General features: G+C 68.7%; 28 protein-coding genes and 2 pseudogenes. 12 read left to right on the forward strand and 18 right to left on the reverse strand.

Annotated elements, in window-relative coordinates; all coding sequences use genetic code 11:
* The first annotated feature begins 12 nt into the window (after positions 1-12).
* The 6 genes and pseudogenes from AB0D14_RS36160 (at position 13) to AB0D14_RS36185 (ending at position 4,100) form a co-directional block, all read left to right on the forward strand.
* Positions 13-477 carry a nucleoside 2-deoxyribosyltransferase domain-containing protein gene (locus AB0D14_RS36160; RefSeq protein ID WP_362787351.1) on the forward strand — a complete coding sequence of 155 codons (465 nt, stop codon included), beginning with the start codon at positions 13-15 and terminating at the stop codon, positions 475-477.
* Positions 474-911: a hypothetical protein gene (locus AB0D14_RS36165; RefSeq protein WP_362787352.1), complete on the forward strand. Its 438-nt coding sequence runs from the start codon at positions 474-476 to the stop codon at positions 909-911. Before AB0D14_RS36160 ends, AB0D14_RS36165 begins: the two co-directional genes overlap by 4 nt.
* A 237-nt stretch (positions 912-1,148) precedes the next feature.
* Positions 1,149-1,685, forward strand: a pseudogene (locus tag AB0D14_RS36170) (L-serine ammonia-lyase, iron-sulfur-dependent, subunit alpha); the annotation flags it as partial.
* A gap of 154 nt (positions 1,686-1,839) precedes the next feature.
* Complete coding sequence (locus tag AB0D14_RS36175) at positions 1,840-2,193, forward strand: CU044_2847 family protein (protein ID WP_362787353.1); 354 nt, start codon at positions 1,840-1,842, stop codon at positions 2,191-2,193.
* A 9-nt stretch (positions 2,194-2,202) separates the two neighbouring features.
* Complete coding sequence (locus AB0D14_RS36180) at positions 2,203-3,228, forward strand: toll/interleukin-1 receptor domain-containing protein (RefSeq protein ID WP_362787354.1); 1,026 nt, start codon at positions 2,203-2,205, stop codon at positions 3,226-3,228.
* Positions 3,225-4,100, forward strand: a complete 876-nt coding sequence (locus AB0D14_RS36185) for a macro domain-containing protein (protein ID WP_362787355.1) — start codon at positions 3,225-3,227, stop codon at positions 4,098-4,100. Before AB0D14_RS36180 ends, AB0D14_RS36185 begins: the two co-directional genes overlap by 4 nt.
* A 122-nt stretch (positions 4,101-4,222) precedes the next feature.
* Here AB0D14_RS36185 and AB0D14_RS36190 read toward each other — a convergent pair whose 3' ends face one another.
* From AB0D14_RS36190 to AB0D14_RS36200, 3 genes are all read right to left on the reverse strand, one after another.
* On the reverse strand, positions 4,223-5,833 hold the full coding sequence (locus AB0D14_RS36190; RefSeq protein WP_362787356.1) for an ISL3 family transposase: 1,611 nt from the start codon (positions 5,831-5,833) through the stop codon (positions 4,223-4,225).
* Positions 5,834-6,156: 323 nt separating this feature from the next.
* On the reverse strand, positions 6,157-6,399 hold the full coding sequence (locus AB0D14_RS36195; protein ID WP_362787357.1) for a hypothetical protein: 243 nt from the start codon (positions 6,397-6,399) through the stop codon (positions 6,157-6,159).
* Entirely contained in the window at positions 6,396-6,911 is a 516-nt protein-coding gene (locus AB0D14_RS36200) for a hypothetical protein (protein WP_362787358.1), read from the reverse strand. The genes AB0D14_RS36195 and AB0D14_RS36200 overlap by 4 nt, the downstream gene beginning before the upstream one ends.
* Here AB0D14_RS36200 and AB0D14_RS36205 point away from each other — a divergent pair.
* Positions 6,910-7,206, forward strand: a complete 297-nt coding sequence (locus AB0D14_RS36205; RefSeq protein ID WP_362787359.1) for a hypothetical protein — start codon at positions 6,910-6,912, stop codon at positions 7,204-7,206. The genes AB0D14_RS36200 and AB0D14_RS36205 overlap by 2 nt on opposite strands.
* A gap of 166 nt (positions 7,207-7,372) precedes the next feature.
* Here AB0D14_RS36205 and AB0D14_RS36210 read toward each other — a convergent pair whose 3' ends face one another.
* The 5 genes from AB0D14_RS36210 to amcB all read right to left on the reverse strand — a co-directional run bounded on the left by AB0D14_RS36210 (position 7,373) and on the right by amcB (position 10,781).
* Entirely contained in the window at positions 7,373-7,882 is a 510-nt protein-coding gene (locus AB0D14_RS36210; RefSeq protein WP_362787360.1) for a hypothetical protein, read from the reverse strand.
* A 44-nt stretch (positions 7,883-7,926) separates the two neighbouring features.
* Entirely contained in the window at positions 7,927-8,658 is a 732-nt protein-coding gene (locus AB0D14_RS36215) for a hypothetical protein (RefSeq protein WP_362787361.1), read from the reverse strand.
* A 22-nt stretch (positions 8,659-8,680) separates the two neighbouring features.
* Entirely contained in the window at positions 8,681-9,367 is a 687-nt protein-coding gene (locus AB0D14_RS36220; protein WP_362787362.1) for a pentapeptide repeat-containing protein, read from the reverse strand.
* 77 nt (positions 9,368-9,444) lie between these two features.
* Entirely contained in the window at positions 9,445-9,633 is a 189-nt protein-coding gene (amcA, locus tag AB0D14_RS36225) for a multiple cyclophane-containing RiPP AmcA (RefSeq protein WP_362787363.1), read from the reverse strand.
* Positions 9,630-10,781: a cyclophane-forming radical SAM peptide maturase AmcB gene (gene amcB / locus AB0D14_RS36230; protein WP_362787364.1), complete on the reverse strand. Its 1,152-nt coding sequence runs from the start codon at positions 10,779-10,781 to the stop codon at positions 9,630-9,632. Before amcB ends, amcA begins: the two co-directional genes overlap by 4 nt.
* Before the next feature lie 216 nt (positions 10,782-10,997).
* On the opposite strand from amcB, the gene AB0D14_RS36235 reads away from it, so the two are divergent.
* A complete protein-coding gene (locus AB0D14_RS36235; RefSeq protein ID WP_362787365.1) occupies positions 10,998-11,519 on the forward strand; it encodes an NUDIX domain-containing protein in 522 nt (173 codons plus the stop codon).
* A 9-nt stretch (positions 11,520-11,528) separates the two neighbouring features.
* Here the strand turns inward: AB0D14_RS36235 and AB0D14_RS36240 are convergent, their stop codons facing one another.
* Complete coding sequence (locus tag AB0D14_RS36240) at positions 11,529-12,983, reverse strand: hypothetical protein (RefSeq protein ID WP_362787366.1); 1,455 nt, start codon at positions 12,981-12,983, stop codon at positions 11,529-11,531.
* Between the two features lie 100 nt (positions 12,984-13,083).
* Here AB0D14_RS36240 and AB0D14_RS36245 point away from each other — a divergent pair, with 100 nt between their 5' ends.
* The 3 genes and pseudogenes from AB0D14_RS36245 to AB0D14_RS36255 all read left to right on the forward strand — a co-directional run bounded on the left by AB0D14_RS36245 (position 13,084) and on the right by AB0D14_RS36255 (position 15,017).
* Positions 13,084-13,500, forward strand: a complete 417-nt coding sequence (locus tag AB0D14_RS36245) for a hypothetical protein (RefSeq protein ID WP_362787367.1) — start codon at positions 13,084-13,086, stop codon at positions 13,498-13,500.
* Positions 13,501-14,372: 872 nt separating this feature from the next.
* Positions 14,373-14,507 (forward strand): annotated as a pseudogene (locus tag AB0D14_RS36250) (HNH endonuclease signature motif containing protein); the annotation flags it as partial.
* Positions 14,508-14,558: 51 nt separating this feature from the next.
* Positions 14,559-15,017: a hypothetical protein gene (locus AB0D14_RS36255; protein ID WP_362787378.1), complete on the forward strand. Its 459-nt coding sequence runs from the start codon at positions 14,559-14,561 to the stop codon at positions 15,015-15,017.
* Between the two features lie 192 nt (positions 15,018-15,209).
* On the opposite strand, the gene AB0D14_RS36260 is transcribed toward AB0D14_RS36255, so the two are convergent.
* From AB0D14_RS36260 to AB0D14_RS36300, 9 genes are all read right to left on the reverse strand, one after another.
* On the reverse strand, positions 15,210-15,869 hold the full coding sequence (locus AB0D14_RS36260; RefSeq protein ID WP_362787368.1) for an HAD family hydrolase: 660 nt from the start codon (positions 15,867-15,869) through the stop codon (positions 15,210-15,212).
* Between the two features lie 35 nt (positions 15,870-15,904).
* A complete protein-coding gene (locus AB0D14_RS36265; RefSeq protein ID WP_362787369.1) occupies positions 15,905-17,455 on the reverse strand; it encodes a glycosyltransferase in 1,551 nt (516 codons plus the stop codon).
* A gap of 38 nt (positions 17,456-17,493) precedes the next feature.
* Positions 17,494-18,636 (reverse strand): hypothetical protein, encoded by a 1,143-nt coding sequence (locus tag AB0D14_RS36270; RefSeq protein ID WP_362787370.1) that lies wholly within the window; start codon positions 18,634-18,636, stop codon positions 17,494-17,496.
* Positions 18,637-18,698: 62 nt separating this feature from the next.
* Positions 18,699-19,625 (reverse strand): UTP--glucose-1-phosphate uridylyltransferase, encoded by a 927-nt coding sequence (locus AB0D14_RS36275; protein ID WP_362787371.1) that lies wholly within the window; start codon positions 19,623-19,625, stop codon positions 18,699-18,701.
* Positions 19,626-19,739: 114 nt separating this feature from the next.
* On the reverse strand, positions 19,740-20,648 hold the full coding sequence (locus AB0D14_RS36280) for a methyltransferase domain-containing protein (RefSeq protein ID WP_362787372.1): 909 nt from the start codon (positions 20,646-20,648) through the stop codon (positions 19,740-19,742).
* 28 nt (positions 20,649-20,676) lie between these two features.
* Positions 20,677-21,135, reverse strand: a complete 459-nt coding sequence (locus tag AB0D14_RS36285) for a hypothetical protein (RefSeq protein WP_362787373.1) — start codon at positions 21,133-21,135, stop codon at positions 20,677-20,679.
* A gap of 11 nt (positions 21,136-21,146) precedes the next feature.
* On the reverse strand, positions 21,147-21,680 hold the full coding sequence (locus AB0D14_RS36290; protein WP_362787374.1) for a dCTP deaminase: 534 nt from the start codon (positions 21,678-21,680) through the stop codon (positions 21,147-21,149).
* A 32-nt stretch (positions 21,681-21,712) separates the two neighbouring features.
* Positions 21,713-22,237 (reverse strand): deoxycytidine deaminase, encoded by a 525-nt coding sequence (locus AB0D14_RS36295; RefSeq protein WP_362787375.1) that lies wholly within the window; start codon positions 22,235-22,237, stop codon positions 21,713-21,715.
* On the reverse strand, positions 22,234-22,791 hold the full coding sequence (locus AB0D14_RS36300) for a hypothetical protein (RefSeq protein ID WP_362787376.1): 558 nt from the start codon (positions 22,789-22,791) through the stop codon (positions 22,234-22,236). The genes AB0D14_RS36295 and AB0D14_RS36300 overlap by 4 nt, the downstream gene beginning before the upstream one ends.
* A 289-nt stretch (positions 22,792-23,080) precedes the next feature.
* On the opposite strand from AB0D14_RS36300, the gene AB0D14_RS36305 reads away from it, so the two are divergent.
* Positions 23,081-24,232 (forward strand): helix-turn-helix transcriptional regulator, encoded by a 1,152-nt coding sequence (locus AB0D14_RS36305; RefSeq protein WP_362787377.1) that lies wholly within the window; start codon positions 23,081-23,083, stop codon positions 24,230-24,232.
* Positions 24,233-24,474: the final 242 nt, after the last annotated feature.

The raw sequence follows: 24,474 nt of genomic DNA on the forward strand, positions 1-24,474 counted from the left end.
TACCCTGAATTCATGCCGCACACGTGCGAGTTCCGACGACCACCGGTCCCGGATTCCCGGAACCCACGCGCTTCCGCCGGGGGCATCTCTGAGTGCCCCGACTGGCAGAAGACCACGACAGCCGCGCTCGACGACCTCGGCATCACCGTCCTCAACCCGCGCCGCAGCAACTTCCCGCTACACGACCCGAACGCCGAGGCGGCCCGGGTCGGTTGGGAGTACTGGCATCTGCGCCGCGCCCATCTCGTCGTGTTCTGGTTCCCGCAGTCGCCCACCAGGCACCAGTCGATCGTCCTGTACGAACTGGGGGCGCTGATCGGTGAGGGCGGCGCGCTGGTCGTCGGAACCGATCCCGGCTACGTACGCCGTACGAATGTGGTGACCCAGCCCGCCCTCGCACGGCCGGAGATCGAGGTCCACGCCACGCTGGCGGACACGATCGAAGCGAGCCGCACAGCCATACGGGCTTCGCGGTGATCGTGGGCTGGGCCCTGCTCGGGGCCATCACCGCCATGCTCATCGCCGTGTTCACGGCGGGCGTCTGGCGCGGAGCTGTACGCGCGGTCCGTGTAGCAATCAGGCAAGATCTGGTGTCGCTGGGCGGGTTGCAGCAGCTCGCCGGCGCGTTCGCGAAGATGACCACCACCGCCTACGCCTTCGCGCCCCCTCGCCTCAGTGAGCGGACATCCCGGATCGGCTGGCTGTGGTGGCGCACCCGGCTCGGACCGGACGGGAAGCCCGAGCGGGACATGGGCTGGGCCCTGACGTACCGGCGGGCGCGGAAAGCTGCTGGGGCACCTCTCGACTGGCGACTGTCCAGCGGCAGCGAACTCGTTGTCGTCCCCAGGGACGCGCGACCGCCGGAATCAGCCGCGGGGGAGCCGAACGGCGCCCCCTCACAGGAGCGTTGAAGCAGCGGATGCCCGGCACGCTCAGCCAAGCTCTAGCGTGGCGCCCCGGCCTTCACCGCCCCGGCCGAGTGCCAGGGAAGGCAGCGCCCTCCATCGGCCGTTCCCGGTGGTCCATCGTGTCGCCCGGGTGCGCACCCATCGTGCCGGAGCGCAGGACGGCGTGGCTAGGTGTTCTGTCCACGGAGGTTGGTGACAGCGATCACGGGGAGCCGTCACGGAAGGTGAGGTAACGCGCGGATATCGCGGGAGGGCGTCCTGCCAGACGCCCTCAAGGTCTGCCGTCAGGCCGCAGTCTCTGCCCGCCAAGTCCGGTCGGAGGGCGATCCGTTGGCTCAGGCGATGGAGCGGATCACGCCTATGCGATGGCGGTGAACGAGGAAAACGCGGCGGGCGGCCGTATCGTGATCGCACCGACCAACGGGGCCGCAGGACATCCCCGCCGTGCTCCACTACTACATCAACTTCGTGCCCGGCGCCGACGAGGACGGAGTCGTCCCTCCTGCTCGCCGCCGGAGCGCTTGGCATGCTCTTTAAGGAGAACGCTTCCATCTCCGGCGCCGAGGTCGACAGCCAGGGTCAGGTCGGCTCGGCCTGCGCAATGGCGGCGACCCGCTGGCGGAGTGGTCGGTGGCAGCTCCGAACAGGTCGAGATCGCCGCCGAGATCGGCATGGAACACAACCTCGGCTTCACCTGCGACCTGGTCCAGGTCCCCCATCGAGCGCAACGGCATGGCCGCTGTGAAGGCGGTCACCGCAGGGCGGATGGTGATGCGAGGAAGGCTAGCGGTCGACATCATCGATGTGTTGAGGAACCTGCCCCCGTCGCCCCGCCGCAGCAAGGGGCGCACGCCCACCTTGCGCGGGCCTTCCGGGAACCTCCCAGCGCCCGTACGCTGACCCTTCTCGATGGACTTGGGGGGATGAGTAGTTGAGCTATCGCGATACCGGCAGAGCAGAGGCGGGCTGGTTCGTCACGTTCGCCACCAACACCGGCGAGATGGTTCGGGCCGAGATCGAGCCCACGGACGACGACTTCATGCCTGTCAGCGCGGTGCGCCCCGTCGCTAAACTGGAACACCTTTTCGGCCCCGTGATCCGGGCCGCCGGAGCGGCCGTCTCGGAGGCCAGGGCGGTCCAGCCCGACGAAGTCACCGTGAGCTTCGGGATCAAACTGACCGGCAGCGGCGAGGCGGTACTCTCCAAGAACAGCACTGAGCGCCACTTCGAGATCACTCTGAACTGGACCCGGTCGCAGGATGACGACATCCGAGCGACGGAGTAGGCGACTACGGTGAAGGTGTTCATCAGTTGGTCAGGGCCGCAGTCGCAGCACATGGCAGAGTCGCTGAAGTCTTGGCTCAAATATGTGATCCAGACGGTGGACCCGTTCGTCTCGTCGGTGGACATTGCCAAGGGTGACCGACCACTTCCGGCGATCGCGACCCAGCTGGAGCAAACGTCCTTCGGTATCGTGTGCGTGACGCGCGACAACAGCCAGAAGCCATGGATCAACTTCGAGGCGGGCGCGCTTTCCAAGGCGGTCGGTGACGCCCGCGTCATTCCGTGTCTGCTCGATCTGCCCATCAGCGATCTCACGGGACCGCTGGCCCAGTTCCAGGTCGTTTCCAGCAACAACAAGAACGACGTTTTTGCCATGATCCTCGCGCTGCGCGACCAGTTGGGCCTTTCGGATCTGGAGGACAACCGGCTGCGCGTCACCTTCGACCTCTTCTGGCCCGCGCTGGAGAGCGAGTTGGAGGCGGCCAGGGCCATGCAGGTCAGCACGACCGCTGTGACGCCCATTCGGGAGACCGGCGACATCCTCGAAGAGGTGCTGATTCTGGCACGGCGCCAGGACAGCGTGCTGCGTACCATCGTGGAGCGAGTGGACTCCTCGGTACCCATGTTGGAACTGCGCGGCAGACCCGACACCCGGCGCGACATCGTCGACGACCTGATCACTGCCCTCGCCCTGCCCAGCGACAGCGCACTGACCTACCGAGTGATCAGCGACAGGGTCCCCGAAGAGATCCAGGTCGTATACGACGCCCAAGTCATCGGCCCCGAGAATGCCGAACAAGTCAGCAACCAGGCGGGCGAGTTCGCCCACGGCAGGTATGTCCATGTGGCGATCAAGTCGATGGACGGCTACCAGATCATCGCTGGACCGGGTAAGGAGCCGGTCCTGCTGCCGCCTCCGGAAAAGCCACCCGCATCCCCCGGCGCCGGCTCCTCGCCATTCTCAGCCTCCTCCCCGACTCCGTCGGCCCTCTCGACGGCAGCCCCAGCGGTGCCCAACACAGCAGAGACCGGATGAGCGGCTCGTCAGGCCGAGTGCTCCGCGCCAACCTCCTGCGGGCCTCCACCCTTTCGCTGTGCGCCAGGTCATTTCTGACCGCGCTCGGGCTCGTCGCGGGCGTGGTCGGACTGGCCACCGGGCTCTTCCCCGACCTGGCGAAGGAGTTCGGCCCACCCATCTTCGCCGCGGCCCTGGCCCTGGCAACCGGTTACGGCATGTGGGCTGCTTGGCCGAGGCTCGCCTTCAGCCGCGACTTCACTCTCCCCAACACGCGAGTCTCCATCGTCGTCGGCGATCTCTTTGACCAGGAGGGTCACTTGATCGTGGGAATGACCGACACCTTTGACACCGAGCCACCCGTGCTGATCTCGCCGAGCAGCGTGCAAGGCCAGCTCCTCGTCCGCGAGTACGACGGGGACACCGCCCGGCTGGACGCCGACCTCGACCGCGCTCTGGCAGGCCATCCGATCGAGGCCACGGAGACCCGCGCGGCCAAAGCCCTGGGAAGACTGAACCGCTACCCACTCGGCACGGTCGCCATCCTGGGTATGAGCCGACGCAGGTACTACGGGTTGGCGTACGGCAGGATGCGCAACGACTACACCGTGGACTCCAGCGTCTCGCACATCTGGAACGCGCTGATGAACCTCTGGCCCGTTGTGCGCAGCACCTCCCATCTGGAGACAGTATCCATCGCCGTGCCCGGTCTGGGACTCGCTCGCCTGTCGGGCAGGATCTCACAAGCCGACATGGTACGACTCATCATCATCTCCTTCCTCACCTCCTCGCGTGAGAGAGTGGTCGCAGGCCATCTGCGGATCATCCTCACTCCAGCCAGCGCGGAGAAAACGGATCTACGCAGGCTGAACAACTACCTGGCCGCGCAGTGAGAGACCACCACTGTCCGGTGGAGACCGACACCGACCACGTAGAAGGGTTGTACAGCCGCAAATCGTTACGGTCGCTGCTGGCTAGGTTGGTGTTCAGCGGATCTGGCAGCGTTCACTGCGAGTCACTGAAGCAGGATCAGTTTCCGCAGTAGTTCGAATTCGGCCCGTCCGTATAGCTGCCTTTTGATTTTTTTGATGCGGTTCACGGCGCCCTCGGTGCCGCCTGAGCTCCAGCGGAGTGTGAGGCCGGCGGTGACGGCATCGAGGTCACCGGTGAGGCCGCGGGCGAAGCCGGTCAGGCCGGGCAGGTTCGCCGCGGTGGCGTCCTCGATCCAGGCGGGCAGCAGGACGCCGGTCTGCTGGGTGAGCATGTCGCCGAAGTCGCGTACGAGTTGATGTGCCCTGGCCAGTTCCGGGCAGGCGTTCAGGACCGCTTTGAGCTGCTGGTGTTCGTCCTCGTCGAGACTGGAGGGGCGGCGGGTGAGCCAGCCGGTGACCTTCCGCACGCTGGGCGGCGCCGGAGGCCGGGCCTGGGCGGCAGGCCATTCCAGTCGGCTGCGCGCCCAGTCGCGGAGGCTGGTGTAGGGCACCGGCCTCCCCTGGGCGGTGAGCTCCGCGCACAGCTCCTTGACGGTGATGGCGCCATCGGTCGCGTCGATGCGTCGTTGCAGATCGGCGCGGTGCACATCGAGGCGGCTTGTGCGGGCGTGGCGGCCGGTGACGGCGTCCTGCCAGCGGGCCGCACGGGCGTATCGCCGAACCGTATGGCGCCCCCACCCCAGATGCCGAGTGATCGCGCGCAGGCCCATTCCTTCGCTCAACAGGCCGTGGACCAGGGCGTGATGCGCACGAGCGCGCTCAGCCAGCCGCCCGGCCGGCGCCGTATCCGAGACTGCCGACCTTGGAGCACCGTCAGCCTCCTGCGCGGTAGTCTCGCGCTTTGGCGGCGGAGTGATGGCGCTCAGCTGGTCACGGTGGGCCGTGACGCACTTCTCGACGGCCTGGCCGAGGTTCTGCCACAAATGGAACCGGTCGGCAACCTGTTGGGCATGCGGTGCTCCAGCCCGGGCGGCCTCGGCGTAAGCCCCCGAGCGGTCGCGGCAGATCACTTCAATGCCGGGATGATCGGTCAGCCACCTCGTGAGCGGTCCGGCGTCGCGGCCGGGCAACACGTCAATGACCTGGTGCGTCTCACCATTGGTGATCACCGTGCTGTAGGACTGCCCGCGCTTGGTGGCGAAATCATCGACCCCCAGGACGCGCGGGGTGTCATAGAGCGGATCGGGCATCGCCCGGACCCGGTTCAGCAGCCCCATCCGCCCCGCCGTCAGTCCCAGGGCAGTAGCCATCCGAGCCCCGGCGCGGCCCGCCAGCGCGAGCGCGATCCGGTCCAGCAGCTCGCCGAGCCGATCGGTGCACCGGGCGTATGGGCTGGTCAGCCCCGGTATCTGCTCGGCGAACGTGCGCCGGGAGCAGGACTGCTCGGCGCACACGAAGCGCCGCACGGACAACAGGATCCGCACACCGCGCCCGGTCAGCGGAAGATCCTGCAGTCGGCGCTCGTATCGGTCGTGCACACGCGCCGACGCCTGGCCGCAGGACGGACAGACGCCTGCGCAGCTCCGTCCGGTCAGTCGCACCACCAGACCGCACACGCCGTGCAGTGCCGCGGTGACTAGCACCTCGAAGCCCTCGAACAGCACGTCCTGCCAGGGGATTTCATCATGGCCCATGCCCTGGACGTCGACACCGGCGAGACGATTCAGCCGACACCGGCAGAACGTGACGGAGCGTCAGAAACGCCGATTTCCGTCCAGGCGCACCCCGGCTCACGGATCCGATTCGAACAGCCCCTTCACTGACCGTGACGGCTCCCCGTGATCGCTGCCAGACCCCAAAAGAAGACGCCCTAGCCAGACGGCGCAAGGGCAGCGTCCTGGACTTCGGACTTGCCCACGTCATCGGGCCTTGGGGGAACGCCAGGCCCATGGTGTACCCGCCATGCCGTAGCCGCCACGGGGAGGGGTGATGGCGGCTGTATTGCCGTTCGGGGAAGTTACGGCAGGACGAGGAGTACGAGCGCGGCGACGGCGAAGGCGATGGACATCTGGGCCGAGCGCATCGTGATGAAGTGGCGATCGCGGTACGCGGCATCAGCTTGATCGCGGTGGGCCGCCCCGGATTCGGCGTATGCCCGCATCCGCTCCCGGTGGATACGGGCACGATGCCGGATGGAGACCATGGTGTAGATCATGAGCGCGAAGCTGGTCACGGAGCATGCCAGGGACAGCGCGATCATCGGGCGCCGTCCAGGGGCAGCCGGTGCCCGGTCATCATCTGCACGAACTGCTGGTGCGTCTCGTGGCTATGGATACGCAGTCCCGTCGTCGGCCTGTGCCCCGTCCGCTTCTCGTACAGGGACAACGAGCGCTTCAGCAGCTCTCGCCACTGCTTGGCCTGGATCAGGTCCGCGCAGGCGGGGCACGCGTACCAGGGCGTGTCGTTGAGGCCCCTGGAGGAGATCACTTCTCCAGGCCGGGGGCCCGCCGTCAGGCCGATCCGCGTCTCTACAGGGATGACCTGGTAGGACCAGACGGCGGGGATACCCGGATCGCAGAAGTCGCACTCGCAGACGGCCTCGCCCCAGACCGGCTCGACCTCGTGTCCGGCCGTTGCCTCGCCCTTCATATGCTTGGACACCTGGCCCGCCGCACTGCTGCCGCCCGCCCTGGCGGTGTACGCCTGTTGACCGCATCTGCCGCACGTCAGGCGCTGGTCGTCACGGGGCTGCGCCGTCGTCGTGTCATCCATGGCTGTCGACGATAGCGCCGCCGGAACGGCACGTGACAGGCGGCCTGGCCGGATGGTCAAGGCGGTCACCGGACGCCTTCACCCCGCCGAGCCGGTGGCGAGAGCACCACAGGTGAGGACCGCGGAGCGGCTGGCCGCCGGTAGCCGGGTGAGCTCAGTCTTCCTCGCCGAACACAGCGGCCAGGCGTGGTGCTTGGCGTCGGTGCTGCTCGCCGAGGAGGACGTCGGCCATCATCGCGCCGCGTTCCCCGCTACGCGCCGCCGAGCGGGATGGGTGCGAGCCGCTCCCACGTGATCGTCCTGGCCGTGTTGTCCGCGGTGACATGCAGGGGCGCGTGACTGGGGCGGACCCGGCGCAGGGCGCGCTGGGCATCGTCGGAGGACGCCTCCTCGCGTGACGGTTGCGTCGGATATCGGAAGCCCCGGAATATTAGAATATTTGCCACGGTTTGCCCTTTTAGTTATCCGCGTTTGCCGAGTGTCGGCAGTCCACCCGAGACTGTTCGGACACTGCGTCCGCGACGGGCCGACCGTTTGGCCATCAGCAGTTGCCGGGCCATCGCGCTCCACTGCGCTGCCTCGTCTTGTTTCCCTGCGGCCCTCTGCTCGCGGCCGGCCGCGAGCATGGCCGCGCGGGTCTTCCCGTACAGCGGGTCGGCTATCGAGGATCCGGTTCCGCTGATCCGGACCGCACTTTCCAAACCTCGTCGACAGAGCACCACACGACGGTCCGCTCCCTCCTGCGCCAGGCGAACGGCGTACAGACCGGCTTGGCTGCTGCCGAGCGAGACTTTCCCGAGCTGTATCAGGAGTTCCGGGTCGCACGGCAGCAGGACTTGATCCGCTTGGGCGTCGCGTGCGGGAGCCAGTGACACGAGGTCGAGGCGCCCGCTTTCCCATCGAACCCACATGCCGAGCGTGGGCCAGGCAACGGCAGGGGCGAGAGCGGGGTGGGGTTCCATCGCGTCCATGTGCTGGTCTCCTGAACCGTGGGCTCGGTCTCGTGGCTGATCGGTCATGACGCGTTCGGCGGCCGGCCGAGCCAGAAGGCGGCGACGGAGGGCTGGTCGATTCCGGCAGTTGAGCCATCGTGGGGCAGGAGTTCGGTCGGGACTATGTATCCGTCGCCCGGTTCGAGGCGGATACGCAGGCAGCGCAGCAGCTGTCCTTGGGAGACGTACCGGCGTATGTCGTCGGTGTGGGGGTAGTGCCGATCCAGCTCGGCGCCGGCGTGAACGATGCGGCAGATCTGCTGTACGTCGTGGTCACCGATGAGCAGATAGCGCGGGCCGGGCCCGAGGTTGAGACAGAGTCGCCGACGGCCCTGGTGGCGTCGGCGGTACGGCAGCCGGTCGAAGTTGTCGACGTGCAGGCCGATCCGGCGCCCGGTGGCGGAGTCCTCGGTGGTGGTGGCCCGGTTGCCGGGGCTGGCCGCGCAGCCAAGGAGTTCGGTGGGCCAGCGACCGTTGAGGGGGTCGAGCCGGGTGGCGGTTTCAAGGCGGCCCGCCAGGTCGTCCGGGCCGAGGTCCGGCAGCGGGCGGCGTACGAGCTCTATGCGGACGCTGTCGGGCGTCGAGTCGTCAGCTTGGTGGTGCTCGGCCTCTCCGGTGGTGAGAGGTGTCCAGCCGTTGTGAGGGATGAGGGCACCGTCGTCGTAGCCGGGCTCGCTGTCGGCCCGGCGGATCGGTGCGATGTCGCACCGGCCGCGTATGTCGTCGAACGTGTTAAACACGAGTCGCGGGCCCATGGCCGTACCTCCGGGTGCAGGGCTACTTGTCGCCGAGGTCTTCGCCGAAGGTGACGTTCAGCTCGGCTGCGAGGGCCTCGGCAAGCTGGAGTGTCTGGGCCTGGTCGATGACGATCTGCTTGAGCGAGGCGAGGCCGCGGAGCTGGGAGAGGTCGTTGCCCCGAAGGTCGAGCCCGCGGTACTTCCCGCCGCCGAACTCGGTCAGCCGCAGGTCGCAGTCGTCGATCAGGGCGGCGGCCAGTTCGGCAGCGCTGAAGGTGGTCTCGCGCAGGGAGGACTTGGCGAAGATCACGGGGCCGGCGGCCCGGACGCGGGTGAGGGTGCTGTAGTCGAGCTTGCAGTTCTCGAACAGGACGTTGTCGAGCGTGACGTCTTCGAGCGTGGCGCCCATGAGCTTGCAGTCGCGGAAGACGACGCGGGAGATCTTGCTGTCGGTCCATTGGAGGGAGGACAGGTCGCAGCCGGAGAACTCCACGGAGTCGACGCGGAGCTTGTCGAAGTGGGTGCGCTGGGCCTTGAGGCCGGTGATCTGCCCGTCCATCAGGTGGGTGTCGGCGAGGTCGAGGTCGCGCAGATCGGCGTCGGCGTAGTGGAACTCCGCTACGCGGCCTCGGCCACCCTCCAGCGAGGTGACGTTGGAGAGGTAGAGGCCGGGCTCGTTCAGGGCGGGGAGCGTGACGCTCGTGCGGCGGATCGTGCGGGTGTCCATCAACAGCCTTTCAGCGCGGTGTCTCGGTCGCCGGGCGCTGCTGGCACCCCGGGAGGGATGCCAGCAGCACCGAGCGGCTACTTCTTGTTCCAGTTGTCCCAGGTCGGACGGTTGTCGAAGGGCGCCGGGTTCTTCGCCCAGTTGTCCCACGTGGGCCGGTTGTCCCACGTTGCTTCAACGATCACCGGGGGTGGGGCGTCGTGCGTGGCAATCAACTCCATCACGACGAGGGTGTCGGATGTGGCGAGTCTGTCCAGGACCGTCATGCAGCTGTCTCCTTCGTTGCGAGCGTGGAAAGGGCCGTGACCAGGGCCTGCCGGGAGACCCGGCAGTAGTTGGTCTCGGTGGACTTCAGGCTGCCGTTCTCGAAGTAGCGGTTGGCGGCCTGGGCTCCGCGGCAGAAGTCGAAGAACTCGCATGCGGCCTGGCAGCGGTCCAGGCCGGTGAGGAAGTCGCGTATGTAGCGCAGTCGGTGGGCGTCGCGGAGGATCTCGGCCAGGGGCTGGTCGAGGATGTTGCCGGCCACGAAGTCGCCGTACTCGGGCGCCGTCGTGTCCGCGAGTTCCGGGGAGAGCAGGACCACGTCGCCCTTCCAGGAGACGGTGGGGATCGGGTCCAGGAGGCGCCGGTCCCACTCGGCTCGCCGGCTGGAGCGGATCAGCTGGAGGTACTCGGCGAGGCGATCGACTTCCCGGACTGCGGGGGCGCCAGGGTGCTCGCGGGACCAGGTGAGGATGCGGCTCCAGAACTCCTCGGCCTGGACCGCGGTGGGCGGCTGCCGGTCGGTGTTGATCCCTTCGATCTCCTCGATGTTGAAGCCCACAGAGTGAGCTCCCAAGGTGGTCAGGAACTCCATCAGCTCCTCCGGCATCGCGATGCCCAGGGTGCCGACCACGGAGATGACGGAGAAGGGGGTGCCGTACTCGCGCAGCTGTGTGATGCCACGCCGGATCCGGTCGAAGGCCGGCTTGCCTCGAAGATCGACGCGCTCGGCGTTCAGGGCGGCCGGGCCGTCGATGCTCACGCCGAGGCGGACGTCGTACGCGGCCAGCAGGTGGCACCACGTTTCGGTGATCAGCGTCGCGTTGGTCTGCACGTAGTGGTGGACGCGGCCCGCGCGGCGCAGTTTCTCGAACGGGTCGAGTAGTGCCGCGAACTTCTGCTGGCCGACGGCGAGCGCCTCACCGGCGTGCCAGACGATGCCGATCGGATGGCCGCTGTCCTCAAGCCCGGCCACCTGCTGCGCCAGGGCCTCGGCCACTTCCGGCGACATCTGGTGCTTGAGCTTGCGGAAGGGCAGGTAGCAGTACTGGCAGTCCAGATTGCACCAGGTCGTGGGCTGGACCACCACGGTCTGCGGGGCCGTGAACCGCTGCTGGTACCGGGCATGCCACGGGGTCGGGCGAGTGCGCATCGGGGGCCTCTCCTTGGCGGACAGGGGTATCGCCGACCGTGGGCGGAAGGAGCCGCGGGGCGGGATGCGACCACCATCCGCCCCGCCGTGACGTGTACCCGATGACATCGCGTTGTCATTGCCGATGACATGTCATCGGGCTGGCGATGACATGGCCCGAAGCCGCCGGTCCCGCACGGGAGTTCGGGTCTGGCGCGGTGGGCTATCGTGGCGGATGTGCCTCGCTCGATTCTGATCCAAGACGGCCAGACCACCCGCGACGTCGGGCTGGTGTACTGCTGCTCGGGCTACCTCGTGGAGCGCGGGAAGGTGTTGCTCGTCCACCACAACCGCTTCGACAAGTGGGTTCCCCCGGGTGGCCACATTGAGCCCGGCGAGTCCTTCGCCGGCACCGCGGTGCGCGAGTTCAAGGAGGAGACCGGCCTGCTGGTCGAGGCGATCTCCAGCCAGCCCGCCATCCATCCCGCTGACCGCAACGCCACCCCCGAGCCGGTGCCGTTCTATGTGGACATCGAACGTGAAGGGTTCCCCACCCCCGCTCTGGTCCAGTTCTTCTACGTTCAGCGGCAGCCGGGCACCCGCGAGCAGGCCGTGGTGGCCGACCTCGAAGAGGTGCACGGGGCGGCATGGTTCGGCCTGGAGGATCTCGACGCCCTCAAGACCTTCGACCAGGTCCGCTCCCTGGCGCGTTTCGCCCTGCTGAACTACCCGGTGGTGGCGGAGCGGGCCACGTCGTAGGCGGGCGGTCTACCGTCCCGCGAGGCGATACCCGCTGGCCCCGTCCACCGTGCTGGCCAGCAGTAGCCGAGCCGGGGCGCCGCCGAAGGCCGCGGAGATTGCCTGGTTGAGGCGCTGAACGTACTTGGGCACCGAGGACGGGGCGACGTAGAGCGTTGCCGCGATCCGCTCGGTCGCCAGCCCTGCCTCGGGAGCGTCGTGCACGACCTTCACCACGTCGAACAGGCGCTCCGAGAGCTCACACGTCACGCTTCCTTCGCTGTCGCGCGCGCCGACGAGGACCGTCCGGCCGGGCCCGAGTGCGACATGGGCGATGACCATCTCGGCCGACGCCTCGCTCACCACTTCGAAGGTGCTGTCCGTGAGACTCATCCGGGCCAGGCGGTGCACCGATTCCTCGTAGGCCGACACTGTGTAGTACGCGGCCCTGATGGTGGCGCGCTTGCCCGAGGCTCCCGGCTCGTTCCACAGTCCGGCCTCCGGATCCCACAGGTCGTTCATCAACTTCCACGCCTTGGCGAGGCGGGGATCGCGCGGGCTCGCGCCGGCCCGGATGGCGGCCTGGGTGCACAGCGCGTAGGCCATGTGCTCCCAGGCCGTGCCCTGCACGTCCTTGTCGTCCTCGACGAACTCCTCCCATCGGTGGTGGTTGTGCAGCAGCCACTGGCCTGCCTCGACGACCACGTCGGACAGCCGCTTCCGCTGAACCGGGCCGTGCACCCCGCCCACCTCCCGCGGGGCATCCCGGTACGCAGGCTCGCCGCCGGGCCCAGTTCCGGCACAGACGGCCGACAGCGCGAGCAGGCACAGCGCTGTCTTGCTCGGACTTGGATCCGTGTCGATGTAGGTGCGCCACCCCCATGCCCCGCTGGGTCGGCGGTGGTAGAGCAGGCCGTGCACACCGTGGTTGATCAGCGGCTCGACTCGCTCCAGCAAGCTGTTGGTCTCCACCCCGCCGGGCAGGACGAGCCCCGGGCCGAAGTCGTGGAGGGCATCTCGGAGGTGGGCGAGCCCGTGAACCACCAGGGCCGTCTGATGCAGTGAGGTGTCGTCGAGCCCGAGCACCTCGGGCCATCCGTGGTCGACCTGGTGGTCCTCCAGCCAGCCGACGCACCAGGCCGCGGCCTCCGCGACATCACCGTGGTGGAAGAAGCGCGGGTGGGACAAGAGTCCGGCGAGGCCGAAGGCAATGAACCGGGTGTGCTCGCCGCGACCGCCCTTGTGGCGGGGCTGGCAGTGCTCGGGGATAGCGCCGGTGAGGAAGTCGAGCGCCTGCCGGACCGGCTTTCCGGCGATGCCGGCGGCCCGCAGGATCGGCAGCACCTCACTGGTGTTCACGATCGAGGAAACCGAGGTCAGGGTGAGGCCCCACCCGCCGTCGTATCCCTGGTTGTGCAGCAAGGTCCGAGCCGCCTCGCCCGCTCTGGTCTCGAACGCCGCCAGCCCCGTATGCGCACTCTTCATGATTCGCCTCCGCCGCCGAACACGGACCGCCCGGTCGGACCGTACCCAACTCGCCCACTGTGGACGCGTGTTCAGAGCCGGAACGCTACGGTGCATGGTCATGAAGCCGTTCGTGTTCCAGCATGCCCAGGACGTGTGGCCAGAGGGCGAGACCCTGTTCCACGCGTACATCACCCCACGGGTGGGACTTCAACCTCCACGGCTCACGACCACTCGCTGGCCGATCGGGCACGGATCTGAGACTGATGCCGACGCAGTGACAGAAGCGCTGACCGGCGACCAGGCAGCGGCGGAGTGGGAACCCCGGCGACAGGGCGCTGCGAGGCAGGCCGTTCCGCTGAGCGTGGTCAAGAAGGCTGCCGCCGAGCTGCAGTCTGAAGGCGAGAATGCCAGAGGCTCGGAGAGCGTCTTGGCTGTTCGGTCTGGGTACTGCTACCTCGGCGAAGACCGGCCGGCGGCGTGGGTGGTCCAGAAGGGGAGATTGACGGCAACACTGAGTGTCACCTTCATTGCTTAATCGGGTTTACAACTGCACGTTGAGGCACTGGGCAAGAGGTGCAGTCCACCTCCGCGTGCGCGGGGACCACAAGCTCCGACCTGCCCAAGCCCGAAATAACAGCAAGAAGCGCGGACCACCTTCGCACGTGCGGGGAGCGCGCTACAGTGCTGGGGGCGGCGACACATATAACTTGACGCATGTCCCATCATTGAATGGGCGGTGTCATGTAAATAGTTAGCCGCCAACGAAAGAGCGGGGCCACGCCCTCCAACAGGCGTGACCCCGCAAGGACGGGTTTCTGAGACCCGGCCAACTGGCCGCGTATGCGGTCAGCGAAGGGCAACCAGGGACCGGCTACAGGCCATGCCGCCTCCTCCAGTCGCTGAACCAGTCGGCAACAGCTCGACCGGCCAGCGCTGACAGGAAGGTGATCCAGACCTTTGCCGGTCCCTTCCCTTTGTCGCGAGACTCCCCGCCGTTCATATGTGCCTCCAATGCACCAATGGGAGTGGCATAGCCACGAACTCATGTACTGGTGCCTGGAGATGCATGCGTCGGACGGGCCGACATCGCAGAGGTGACGATATGCCTGCTGTCGTGCCGGAGAACCGCCTTCCCGGGAAGTCCTGAATGCCACCATTTATTCTGAATGCGGCCATAAGGGCCCTCGGAATGCGCGCTCGGTGCGCCACACCGCGCATGTGGCGCGCAATGGAGAGCCGTGGTCATCTCCCATTCCGGGAATCTTCACAAGCGGATGGAGATCATCTGCTCTCGTGTCGAATGTCAGTGCCTCCCCTTACGATCCTCGCGATTGATCAGGAGGGTGGCGCATGGTGGATGCAATCCGTCGCGGACAGCGCAGAAAGCGGAAGACCTGGCAATGGGTCATGGTCCTGACGGCGCAGCGAGGACTGTGTACCTACTGTGGTCGGTCGGCCTCTACGACGATTGACCACGAGGAGCCCATCGCTGACAGAGGGGCGGATATCTGTTGGAATTTCGTTCCGGCGTGCGAGGACTGCAATCGCTGGAAGAGAGGCCGCAGTGCTGGGCGCTGGGTAGTGGACATGGACATGCACCACAGATATCCGAAGGCGGGCTTCGCAACGCGGGCCATGCGGCCCGCCGTCTACGCCGGCATCACGAGACGCGTGGAGGGCGTACAGCGGGAGATAGCGGACATGGACCGCCGCGAGTGGTTCCGCCTGCACTACGAGGATGAGCGGCATCGGAACAAAACCGAGATGTTCGAGATCCTCGCACGCTGCAAGGCCGAGTTGCGGGGGTACCCGCACCATCCCTGGCGCACGCCGAGGCTCGGCACGTCACAGAACGTCTGTACCCGCTTGATGTGCTGCGGCTACCAGCACCCGAAGGCCGAGTACATGGTGGCCTTCCTGGAGCGCCAGGAGCGCGACGCCTTCCGACGGGCGATGTTCAACGAACGCGATCACGAGGGAGAGGTTCTGGGTCGGCTCATCAGGGAGTACCTCCCTGGCAAGAAGCGCCGGGGTGATGATGGCGCGGCGTAATCAGGCCGGGCGGCAGGACTGACCTAACGTGCCCTCAGTGGCTTACGGCAACGAGGCGAGATCGCGGCTGCTGCGGCACCTCATCGGGCCCGAACCGCGACAGAACCCGCCGACGCCGAGGAGATCCGTGCGGTCAAAGTCGCTGGTGGGGTACGCCTCGTCGGCTCAGAGCAACTGGAATCTCCCACATGCTCATGACGCATGGGAGCCCTTCTGCGTGGCGTCGGTTTTCCGCTCTGGGCTGTGCGTGGCCGGGAGCAGGCCGAGTTCGTGTAGGCGGGCGGTGAATTCTTCGGCTCCGGTGAACAGGCGGGCGTGCATTCCGGTGGATCGTGCGGCCTGGACGAAGGTGGGCTCGTCGTCGAAGTAGGCCAGCGCGTGGGTGGGGATGCCCATGTGATCGGCGGCGCTGCGGTAGGCGTGCGGGGAGGGCTTGTCGATGCCGAGTTCCGCGGAGGGGAAGACGTGGTCGAAGGTGATGGCGTGGTGTTGGAGGTCGGTGCGCAGGGCTGTTGTGCAGTTGGACAGGACACCCACGGGCAGGTGCCGGCGTATCTCGGCGAGGAGGCTGATCATCTGGGGCTCGGGTTCACCGCGATCGGCACGCCAGGGACCGAGTGCGTCGCGGACGTGCGGTCCGAAGTCCCGGGTGAGGCGGTCGGTGACGTCGTCGGCCCACTGCCGGTCGGTGAGAACGCCGACGCGGGCGAGGCGGTAGGCGGGGTGGTCGTAGGCGTAGTGGCTGATGGTGCCCTGGGGCAGGCGGGCGAGGCGTTCGCTGGTGCGGGCGCCGGTGTCGTGCCAGCGCCGGAAGAGGCCGTTCATGTCGAGCAGCAGGCCGTCGATGTGCATGGAACTCCTTCGCTCGGAGGCGGCGTGGGCAGTGGTCAGTGCCGCCCGGCCTGGTCGTAGACGGTGAGGTAGCGGTCGGCGGTGCGGGTCCAGCCGTAGATGGCCTCGATGTGGGTGCGGCCGTTGATGCCGCGGCGCCGGCGTTCACTGGTGTTGAGGAGTGCGGCGGTCAGGGTGTCGGCGAGGTGGCCGGCGTCGTCGGGGGCGACGAGGTAGCCGGTGGCGTTTGGGCCGGCCGGGACGATGGTGCGGGCGGGGCCGCCGGTGGCGGTGGCGATGGGCGGGGTGCCGCAGGCCATGGCTTCGAGGTAGACCATGCCGAAGGGCTCGTTGACGGCCGGGGCGGCCATGAGGTCGGCGCAGTTCAGGCCGGCGGGCAGTTCGTCGTGGCCGCGCCAGCCGGTGAAGAACACGTCCTGGGTGATGCCGAGTTCGTGGGCCAGGTCGGCGGGGTGGTCGCCTTCGCACTCGCCGGGGTAGCCGCCCCACATCAGCAGGACGGGTGCTGGGTCGAGGCGGGTGCGGGCGGCGGCGAAGGCCCGCAGCAGTACGGGGACGCGTTTGAAGTGGAGGAAGCGGCCGACCCACAGCAGCAGTGGGCGCAGGTGGCCGTGCTGGTCGTGAAGGCGGTGCAGGTCGGTTTCGGTGTAGCGGATGCTGCCCGGTGCGCCGCCGGGTCCCCAGCCGTGGGGGTCGGTGACGAGCCAGCGGCGCAGGTGCGCCAGCCGCTGGGCCGCATTGAGGTGCTGGGGGCGGAAGGCGCGGGTGTCGACGCCGTTGGGGATGACGGGCGGCGCGTCGTATAGGCGGAGCAGGCGGGTGGCGAGGTGCTGGTCGTACTCGGAGACGACGACCAGGTCTCCGGCGTCGGTGGCGGCTTGGCGCAGGCGTGCGAGCCAGTAGTCGCAGTGGGCCCATTTGTGCCAGGCGGTGCCCGTGAGCAGGTCGGTGTCGTGGTCGTCGAGGGCAGTGGTCCTGGCCAGGCGCAGGGCCTCGGTGGTGCGGCGCGGGTTGTCGTTGTGCAGGAGGCGGGAGAGTTTGCTCAGGGAGGTGTCGGTGCGCTGGGCGAGGTGGAGGCGCTGGTCCATGGCGTCGATGAGTTTGAGTTCGGTGCCGTGGAGGGTGGTGACGCGGGGGGTGTCGGGGTAGGCGGTGCGGGCGCTGGTCTGGAGATGGCTGAGGTGGTGCAGGTGCAGCAGGCTGGCGTCGGGGCTGCGGTGGGCGATCAGGTGTCGGGTCCAGGCGCGGGTGAGGTGGTCGGCTGCCTGGGGCGGTATGGCGCTGAACAGTGGGTCGGGGCAGTTGCCGCGGTCCTCGTAGGAGGGGTGGAAGGGCGGGTCGGCGCGCTGGGGGTCCTTGCCCCGGGTGAAGGCCGCGTAGGCGGTGTTGTGGTCGTAGGGGTGCAGGTCGAGGCCCTGGTAGAAGGTGGGTCCGTGCGAGGGGTCGCCGGGTTGTCCGAGAGATCCGGCGTGCAGGCGGGTGGTGAGGCCCCTGGTGCCCAGTTCGCGCAGGAGGTAGCGGATGACCTGGGCGCTGCCGCCGCGGGGCCAGAACAGGACGGCGGTGTCCATGATGACGGGAGGCATGGCGGTCCCCTGGAGTCGGCGCTGGAGAAACGGGAGTTCTACGGGCGGGTGTCGATGATCAGGGGCTGTCCGCCGGACAGGCGGCCGGGCCAGTAGCGCTCGCCGGGGTCCTGTGGGGAGCGGACGGTGACGGCGAGGACCTGGGCGAGGTTGTGGCGGTCGCGCAGCGGGGCGGGCTCGTTCAGGACCACGGTGCGGGTGGCGGGGTTGAGGGTGTAGCGCAGGTGGGGGTGGCCGATCCTCGCAAGGTGCTGGTCGACGTCCGTCTCGGTCACCGGCTGCTGCCTGGGGACGGTGCGCCGGCAGATCTCGCGCTGGGCGGCGGGGCAGCGGTTGGCGCTCAGGCAGGTGGGGGTGTTGAAGACGCCCGCGCGGTCGGCGCGGCCCAGGACGTGGGCGAGGGCGCAGGAGTTGGTCTGGAAGACGGGGTGGCCGGCGTAGCGGTCGGGCATGTGGTGGAGCCAGTCCCAGGTGGTCCGGGGCCAGACGGAGTCGGCGGCCTGCGGGTCCAGGTGCGGGTCTGCGAGCTGGGGCCACAGGTCGGTGATCTGGTCGAGGGCGGTGGGTTTGACTTTGGTGCCCACCGCGACGGTGCACAGGGCGTACCGGACGGCTAAGTCCATGACGTGGTCGATGACGTCGGGGGTGCTGTTCTGCGGGAGGGCGGGCCGCCAGTAGTGGATGACCGGGACGCCGGCGGCGTGCAGGCGGGGGAAGTTGCTGCGCAGGGCGGCATGGTTGATGCCCTGTTCGATGTCGGGGCCCAGGCCGGAGTAGCTGACGTAGACCAGGACCGGCAGTCCGGCTTTCCGGTTGCGGGTGATGCAGGCCAGGACGTCGTCCGGGATCGCGCACTTGGTGATCAGGCACACGGGGTTGCGGACAGCGGAGGCGCCCAGGACATCGAGGAAGCGCGTGAGGTGGGCGCGGGTGGCGGGCGTGGCCAGGGCGTCGGTGCAGGTGTAGAGGGCCAGCACCAGCGCGGGGTGGTAGTAGCGGTGCCCGAGGAGCTGGCGAAGCGTGTCCTCGGGCGTGGCGAGCTCTTTGGGCTTGGCGCGGGTGAGGCCCAGGTCCTGGAGGTAGCAGTAGGTGCAGCCCTTGGGGCAGCCCTGGACGGGGTTGACGGCCAGCCAGGTGTCGTGCTGGTCGATGACGGGTTCGAAGACGGGTTGCGGTGCCATGGGGGGTGCTCCCTTCGGGCCGGCCGCTCGCCGTGGCCGGGCGGCCCGAAGGGAGCGGCGGATCAGGTCGTGATGTTCTCCGTGCCGGGTAGGGGGCCCTCGCCGAGTTCGCGGGCGAGGCGGTGCAGGATGGGCCCGTATTCGGGGTGCGCGAGGGCGGAAGCGAACTGGGCGACGAGGTAATCGGCCGGGTTGCCGGTGTCGTACCAGCGGCCCTGGATGACCTGCCCGTACACGGCGCGGCCGGCGGCGTAGGCGTTGATCGCGTCGGTCAGGTAGATCTCACCTTCGCGGTGCTCGTGCCAGCGCCTGGTCTGCTCGCGCAGTTCGTCGATGATGGCGGGGGTGATGACGTAGCCGCCGATGGCCGCGTACGCCGAGGGGGCGTCGGCGGGCTTGGGCTTTTCGACCAGGCCGGTGATGCGCATCAGGCCGCCGTCGAGGTCCTCCTTGACCACGGGCACGCCGTAGCGCGGGGAGTCGGCCGGGTCCATGGGCATCAGGGCCAGGACGGGGCTGTTGGTCGCCTCGTAGGCGTGGATCAGCTGCTGGGCCCGGGGTACGTCGGCCACGAACACGTCGTCCGGCCAGAGCACCAGCATGGGCTCGTCGCCGACGTTGCGGGCGGCGTTGAGGACGGGGGTGCCGTTGCCGTACGGGCCATGCTGGTCGAGGTAGGTGATGTGTCCTTGGCGGGCCAGTTCGGCGACCTCCTCCACCGCGTCCGCGTAGGCGGTCTTGCCGTCCGTGCGCAGTTGCTCCACCAGGGCGGGGTTGGGCCGGAAGTGTTCCTGGATCAGGGACTTCCCGCCGGAGACGACGATGGTGATGTCGGTGATACCGGACGCCACCAGTTCGCGCACGGTGTGCTCGATCACCGGTTTGTCGCCGACCGGCAGCATTTCCTTCGGTGTGGCCTTGGTCAGCGGCAGGAGGCGGGAGCCGAGTCCGGCGGCGGGGATGACGGCCCTGCGGATCGTCGGGGGCATCAGGTCTCTCTCGGTCGATCGGCACACCGCACCGGCCGGCACGGCATCCTGCGACGCTACCAACGCTCACGGCCCCACCAGGGCGGCCCCTGCTGATCCGGGCTGCCTTGCCCGTCAGTAGCACAGGAAGGAGCCGGTGTACTTGGTCACCGCGAAGTACCCGCCCGTGTCGATCGCCTCGGTGACCCGGGCGCGGACGCGGTCGCGCAGTTCCCGGAAGAAGGTTTCGGTCAGGCGTTCGTCGGGTTCAGAGGAGGCGCAGCAGTGGTTGTGTCCGATCTCGTAGAACCGCATGAAGGGTTCGGGGTCGGTGAAGCGCAGCTGGTCCTGCCACGTCACGGTGTCCACCCGCGTGAAGTGCTTGCCGAGCAGGCCGGCACCGTTGGACAGGGACAGTCGCCCCTTCGGGCTCGCCTTGAACAGGTCCCGCGGAGCGTCCATCGCTTTCAGGGCGGCGAAGTGGGCGTCGTACATTTCCAGCATGCTGTCGGTGCGGTCGGTGGTGAGCTGGAAGATGCCGCCGGGGCGTAGGATTCGGCGGACCTCGCGGAAGCAGCGGTCCAGGTCCGGCACATAGTGGATCATGTAGTTGGCCATGGCGCGGTCGAAGGTGCCGTCGCCGAGCATGGACAGGTCGTCGGCGCTGCCCTCGATCCACGTGGCGGGGGTGGCGGTCCCGTGCAGGCGCTGGCGGGCGGCGTCCAGGACGGCCGGGGCGATGTCGAGGCCGGTGATAGAGCCGTCGGCAAGGTAGGGGCGCAGGTGCTCCAGGACGAAACCGTTGCCGCAGCCGAGGTCCAGGAGGTCCTCGGTGCCGGTGAGGGCGAGATTGTCGAGCATGTGGCCGACCATCGGCGTCGGATTGGTGCGGAAGGCGTTGTGGACCCACTGTTTGACGTCGAGCATGCGGGTGTCGTGGAAGAAGCGGTCCCGGGCGGTGGTGGTGGAGAACTCGAAGTGCTCCTCGGGGATGATCTCTTTCGCCAGGGCGTCCAGGGCCGGGGTGCGGAAGTCGGTCGTCACGGAAGGCTCCTTGTCGAGGCCGGGATGGTCAGGGCTTGGGGGTGAGGCCGGCGGGCCACTTGGTGCCCACATATTTGTGCGGCAGCAGGCCGGCCAGGGGGGTCAGCACGGCGTGGGTGCCGTTGCGGACGACGGCGTGCAGGTTGGGGGCGTGGTCGAGGAGGAGTTCGCGGCACAGCCCGCACGGTGGGACGACGCGGGCCACGGGCGCTTCGGTAGGTTTGGGGTAGCGGACGGCGGCCACCGAGACCAGCTCGGCGCCCGTGGCGAGCCGCGCCGCGGACAGGGCGCCGGCCTCGGCGCAGACCGCGGCCCGGCCGACCATCGCGTCCAGGTGCAGCCCGAGGTGGATATGGCCGTCACCGTCCAGGACCGCGGCCCCGATCTGGTGGCGGCCCAGTACATAGCGGCTGCTGATGGCGGCGAACGCCGCGGCGACCAGGGCGCGGGCGGCGGGGTCGGGGCAGCCGTCCGCTGGATCGGGCACACGGCGGGCGCTCACCTCGCCACCGCCTCGGCGGTGTCGCGGTGGATCTGCGAGGGCTGCGGCCCGCGCGATCTCTGATACTTGCCGTCATAGAGGGTGATCTCGCCCTGGGGGCGCCAGAACGTCACCTGGGCCAGCCGGTCGCCCGCGTGCACCCGCACCGGCTGCACCGCGTGCAGCTGGAACGTCGACTGCCCGATCGAGCCGATGTCGATCAGATCGGCGGTAACGTGGACGAACAGGCCCAGCCTCGCTGCCCCCGAGCGGGAGCGGATGACCGGCACCAGGTGATCGCTGCCCAGGACCTCGACGCTGGAGCCCAGATAGATGCGGTCCGGCCGCAGCACGAACCCCGCGGAGGGGATCGCCACCGCCGTGGACGGGTTCTCCCGGCGGGTGTCCAGCACCTCGCCGGTGTAGAAGACCAGGGTGGGGCCGAGCGCGAGGTTGTAGGAGTTCGGCTGTACCTGCGCCGGGTCGAACGGGTCCAGGACGAGCCGGCCCCCTTCGCGTTCGCGGGCGATCTCTGGTCCGGTCAGGATCACGGCAACTCCTCATCGATACAGGTCGGGGCAGGTCAGCGGGCGGCGGCCAGCAGGCCGGGCGGGCCGACGGTGGCCTCGTTGAGCCGCCCGAAGCGCCCCGTGTAGGCGAGGGCGGGGCCGACGGTGGACCAGAAGGTCAGCTGGCCCGCGGTCATGCCCGCGTAGACACGGATGGGCTGGACGACCTTGATCTCCAGCGTCCAGCGATGGCACGAGCCGACGTTGCCCAGGTCGGCGCTGTACTGGAGGAAGACCCCGAGCCGCCCCAGGGAGGAACGGCCGATCAGGGACGGCACGAAGACCGGGCTGCCGATCTCCTCCACCGTGGTCCCCAGATACACCCGGCCGGGCTGAAGGACCATGCCGTCGTCCGCGATAGCGCACTCCTGCAGTTCGTGATCGCCATGCGTATCGATCACCGGGGCGCGGTGGGTCCGCAGGACGGGGCCGAGCCGGTAGTTGTAGGAGACCGGGTTGAGCTGCCCGGTGGTGAACGGTTCGATGGTCAGACGCCCGCGGTCGCGCTGCCGGACGATCTCGCTTCCGGTCAGGATCACCACAGCACCTCCCCGGTGACCTCGGCCGCCCGCTTGTGCAGGTCATCGAGGCTGCCGGTGTTGTCCACCCGACGCCACGGCGCCGCCTCAACGAGTGCCTCGGTGGGATGGTGCTCGTCGCCCGCGGACAGGTCGGCCCGCCTCTGTTTGCGTGCGAGCCGGACCGCATCGGGAGCGGTGACCTGCACCAGGAGGAACCCGAGGGCGGTAAGCGCCGTCACGTCCGGGGCCCTCAGGTCGTCGCAGACCAGCACCGCGTCCGGCCTTACCGCCTCGGCCTGACGCACCCGCCGGGTGAATGCCTCCGTCAGCGCGCCGGGGTTGATGCGCCGCAGCTGGCTGCCGAGAACGTTCAGCAACTGGCCGTCCTGCCCGGTGCCGTCCAGCAGCGGGCGCCCGGCCATGGCGTGCACGACGGCCTGCAGTTCGTACAGCGGCGCGCCCACCTTCAGGGTCAGCACCTCCGCACCGGCCAGCGCCAGTTCCTGCACCAGCAGGCCGGCGAACGTGCTCTTGCCGGCCCCCGGCCTGCCATACAGCGCGACCCTCAGCATGACTGAGCTCCTCTCGACGGCTGCGGATGATGACGTCAGGCGGGCCCTGGAATGTCCCACTGTCCGGCGTCTTGGCCGGCCCGCGGCACGTCCCTACGCTCAAGGCCCATGCCCACCAGGGTGGCCACCAGCCCGGCCCGTGGGCAGGGCTCGGCTGTCCGCACTTGTCCGCAACTTGCCCAAGGCCCGAGTCCACACCGGCACGCGGGTGTGGGCTCATCCCAGCAGCGCGTATGCCGCCCGCACCGCGTGCGGAACGCCGGCTCACCATAAGGGCGTGGAGGTAGCGATGCCGGAAACCGGTGAGGAGACCTTCGCCGCAGCACTGCGGCGGCTGCGGGGCGAGACGACGCTGCGGGAACTCGGGCGCCGGGCCTCGTGCAGCAAGAGCATCATCAGCGATCTCGAACACGAGCGCAGATCGCCGACGCCCCCGATCGCGCGCGGTCTGGACAAGGCCGTCGGGGCAGGCGGCAAACTGGTCTCCCTGGCCGAAGCCCAACGGGAATGGGACGACGTGTGGCGCAGAGACTTCCTCAAAGACGCGGGCGGCGCCGCCCTGGCCGCCCGGCTGGGCGCGGGCAGCCCCGCTGCCGCGGGCAGCCGTGACCTGATGGACGCTCATCGCGCCCTGCGCGCCGCCCACGGCCGGCTCGACAACTTACGCGGGGCGTCCGCCGTGTACGCCCATGCCGTCGGCCACCACCAACAGATCCTCGCCTGGCACGCCACCGCAGCCAGCCGTGCCGAACAGCAGCAGATCGCCGCGCTCGCCGCCGACACCGGCGGATTCGTCGGCTTCCTCACCTACGACCTGGGCATGGCCGAAAACGCGGCCACGCACTACCGCGACGCCGCCGCCCACGCCCGGCAGGCGGGCGACCGCTCCTCCTGCGTCTACTTGATCGGCCAGATGAGCCGGATCCTCACCGACCAGGGGCACCACCGCAACGCCCTCGACCTCGCCGACGGAGCCCTTCGTCTGGCAGGGACGACGGCCCATCCCGCCGTACGGTCCTGGCTCCACGCCGTCCGCGCCCACCACCACGCCTGCCTCGGCGACGACCGCACCGCCCAGAGCGATCTCCACGCCGCCTGGACACTGCTGGAGAAAGCCGACGACGGCGAGAAGCCCACGTACATCGGCTACCTGGGCGCCCCCGAGCTGCACAAATGGACCGGCCACGCCATGGTCCGCCTCGGCCAGAAGAGCCCGGCCTTCCTGCGCACCGGCCGGACCGCTCTCGATGATGCCCTGGCTGCCTGGCCTGCCGCCATCGTCCGCGGCTCCGCTGAGGTACTGACCGCGAGCGCCCGCATCCACGCGGCCTGCGGCGACCGGGACACCGCCGCAGACCTCGCCTCCCGCGCCGTCGCCATCGCCACCGAAACCGGATCCGCGAGGAACCTGCGCGCCGCCCTGACCGCCACCACCGGATGACAGGATGCATGCGGTGCAGGAACTGATGGCCAGCCGGTACCCAGGGCGTCCACACCAGCGGCCGGGCGGCGGCTGGTGTGTCAGAGGACGTTCTGTGATGGTTCGTCGGGTTTCAGGTTGAGGTGGTGTCCGGTGCGGGCGGAGCCAGTCGGGGCAGGGTGAACAGGCCGGGCTCGGGTTCGGTGAGGAGGCCGCGGTTGACCAGGCGTTTCAGTTTCGCGCGGGTGCCTTCGGTGTGCCGC

It is taken from the genome of Streptomyces sp. NPDC048484 (assembly GCF_040651415.1).
Taxonomy (GTDB): Bacteria; Actinomycetota; Actinomycetes; order Streptomycetales; family Streptomycetaceae; genus Streptomyces.

What these genes read in the sequence shown, in the direction of transcription:
- AB0D14_RS36160 (WP_362787351.1), top strand. Translation starts at nt 13, where the DNA reads ATGCCGCACACGTGCGAGTTCCGACGACCACCGGTCCCGGATTCCCGG.
- AB0D14_RS36185 (WP_362787355.1), top strand. Translation starts at nt 3,225, where the DNA reads ATGAGCGGCTCGTCAGGCCGAGTGCTCCGCGCCAACCTCCTGCGGGCC.
- AB0D14_RS36190 (WP_362787356.1), bottom strand. Translation starts at nt 5,833, where the DNA reads ATGGGCCATGATGAAATCCCCTGGCAGGACGTGCTGTTCGAGGGCTTC.
- AB0D14_RS36195 (WP_362787357.1), bottom strand. Translation starts at nt 6,399, where the DNA reads ATGATCGCGCTGTCCCTGGCATGCTCCGTGACCAGCTTCGCGCTCATG.
- AB0D14_RS36205 (WP_362787359.1), top strand. Translation starts at nt 6,910, where the DNA reads ATGGCTGTCGACGATAGCGCCGCCGGAACGGCACGTGACAGGCGGCCT.
- AB0D14_RS36200 (WP_362787358.1), bottom strand. Translation starts at nt 6,911, where the DNA reads ATGGATGACACGACGACGGCGCAGCCCCGTGACGACCAGCGCCTGACG.
- AB0D14_RS36210 (WP_362787360.1), bottom strand. Translation starts at nt 7,882, where the DNA reads ATGGACGCGATGGAACCCCACCCCGCTCTCGCCCCTGCCGTTGCCTGG.
- AB0D14_RS36215 (WP_362787361.1), bottom strand. Translation starts at nt 8,658, where the DNA reads ATGGGCCCGCGACTCGTGTTTAACACGTTCGACGACATACGCGGCCGG.
- AB0D14_RS36220 (WP_362787362.1), bottom strand. Translation starts at nt 9,367, where the DNA reads ATGGACACCCGCACGATCCGCCGCACGAGCGTCACGCTCCCCGCCCTG.
- amcA (WP_362787363.1), bottom strand. Translation starts at nt 9,633, where the DNA reads ATGACGGTCCTGGACAGACTCGCCACATCCGACACCCTCGTCGTGATG.
- amcB (WP_362787364.1), bottom strand. Translation starts at nt 10,781, where the DNA reads ATGCGCACTCGCCCGACCCCGTGGCATGCCCGGTACCAGCAGCGGTTC.
- AB0D14_RS36240 (WP_362787366.1), bottom strand. Translation starts at nt 12,983, where the DNA reads ATGAAGAGTGCGCATACGGGGCTGGCGGCGTTCGAGACCAGAGCGGGC.
- AB0D14_RS36245 (WP_362787367.1), top strand. Translation starts at nt 13,084, where the DNA reads ATGAAGCCGTTCGTGTTCCAGCATGCCCAGGACGTGTGGCCAGAGGGC.
- AB0D14_RS36255 (WP_362787378.1), top strand. Translation starts at nt 14,559, where the DNA reads ATGCACCACAGATATCCGAAGGCGGGCTTCGCAACGCGGGCCATGCGG.
- AB0D14_RS36260 (WP_362787368.1), bottom strand. Translation starts at nt 15,869, where the DNA reads ATGCACATCGACGGCCTGCTGCTCGACATGAACGGCCTCTTCCGGCGC.
- AB0D14_RS36265 (WP_362787369.1), bottom strand. Translation starts at nt 17,455, where the DNA reads ATGCCTCCCGTCATCATGGACACCGCCGTCCTGTTCTGGCCCCGCGGC.
- AB0D14_RS36270 (WP_362787370.1), bottom strand. Translation starts at nt 18,636, where the DNA reads ATGGCACCGCAACCCGTCTTCGAACCCGTCATCGACCAGCACGACACC.
- AB0D14_RS36275 (WP_362787371.1), bottom strand. Translation starts at nt 19,625, where the DNA reads ATGCCCCCGACGATCCGCAGGGCCGTCATCCCCGCCGCCGGACTCGGC.
- AB0D14_RS36300 (WP_362787376.1), bottom strand. Translation starts at nt 22,791, where the DNA reads ATGCTGAGGGTCGCGCTGTATGGCAGGCCGGGGGCCGGCAAGAGCACG.
- AB0D14_RS36305 (WP_362787377.1), top strand. Translation starts at nt 23,081, where the DNA reads ATGCCGGAAACCGGTGAGGAGACCTTCGCCGCAGCACTGCGGCGGCTG.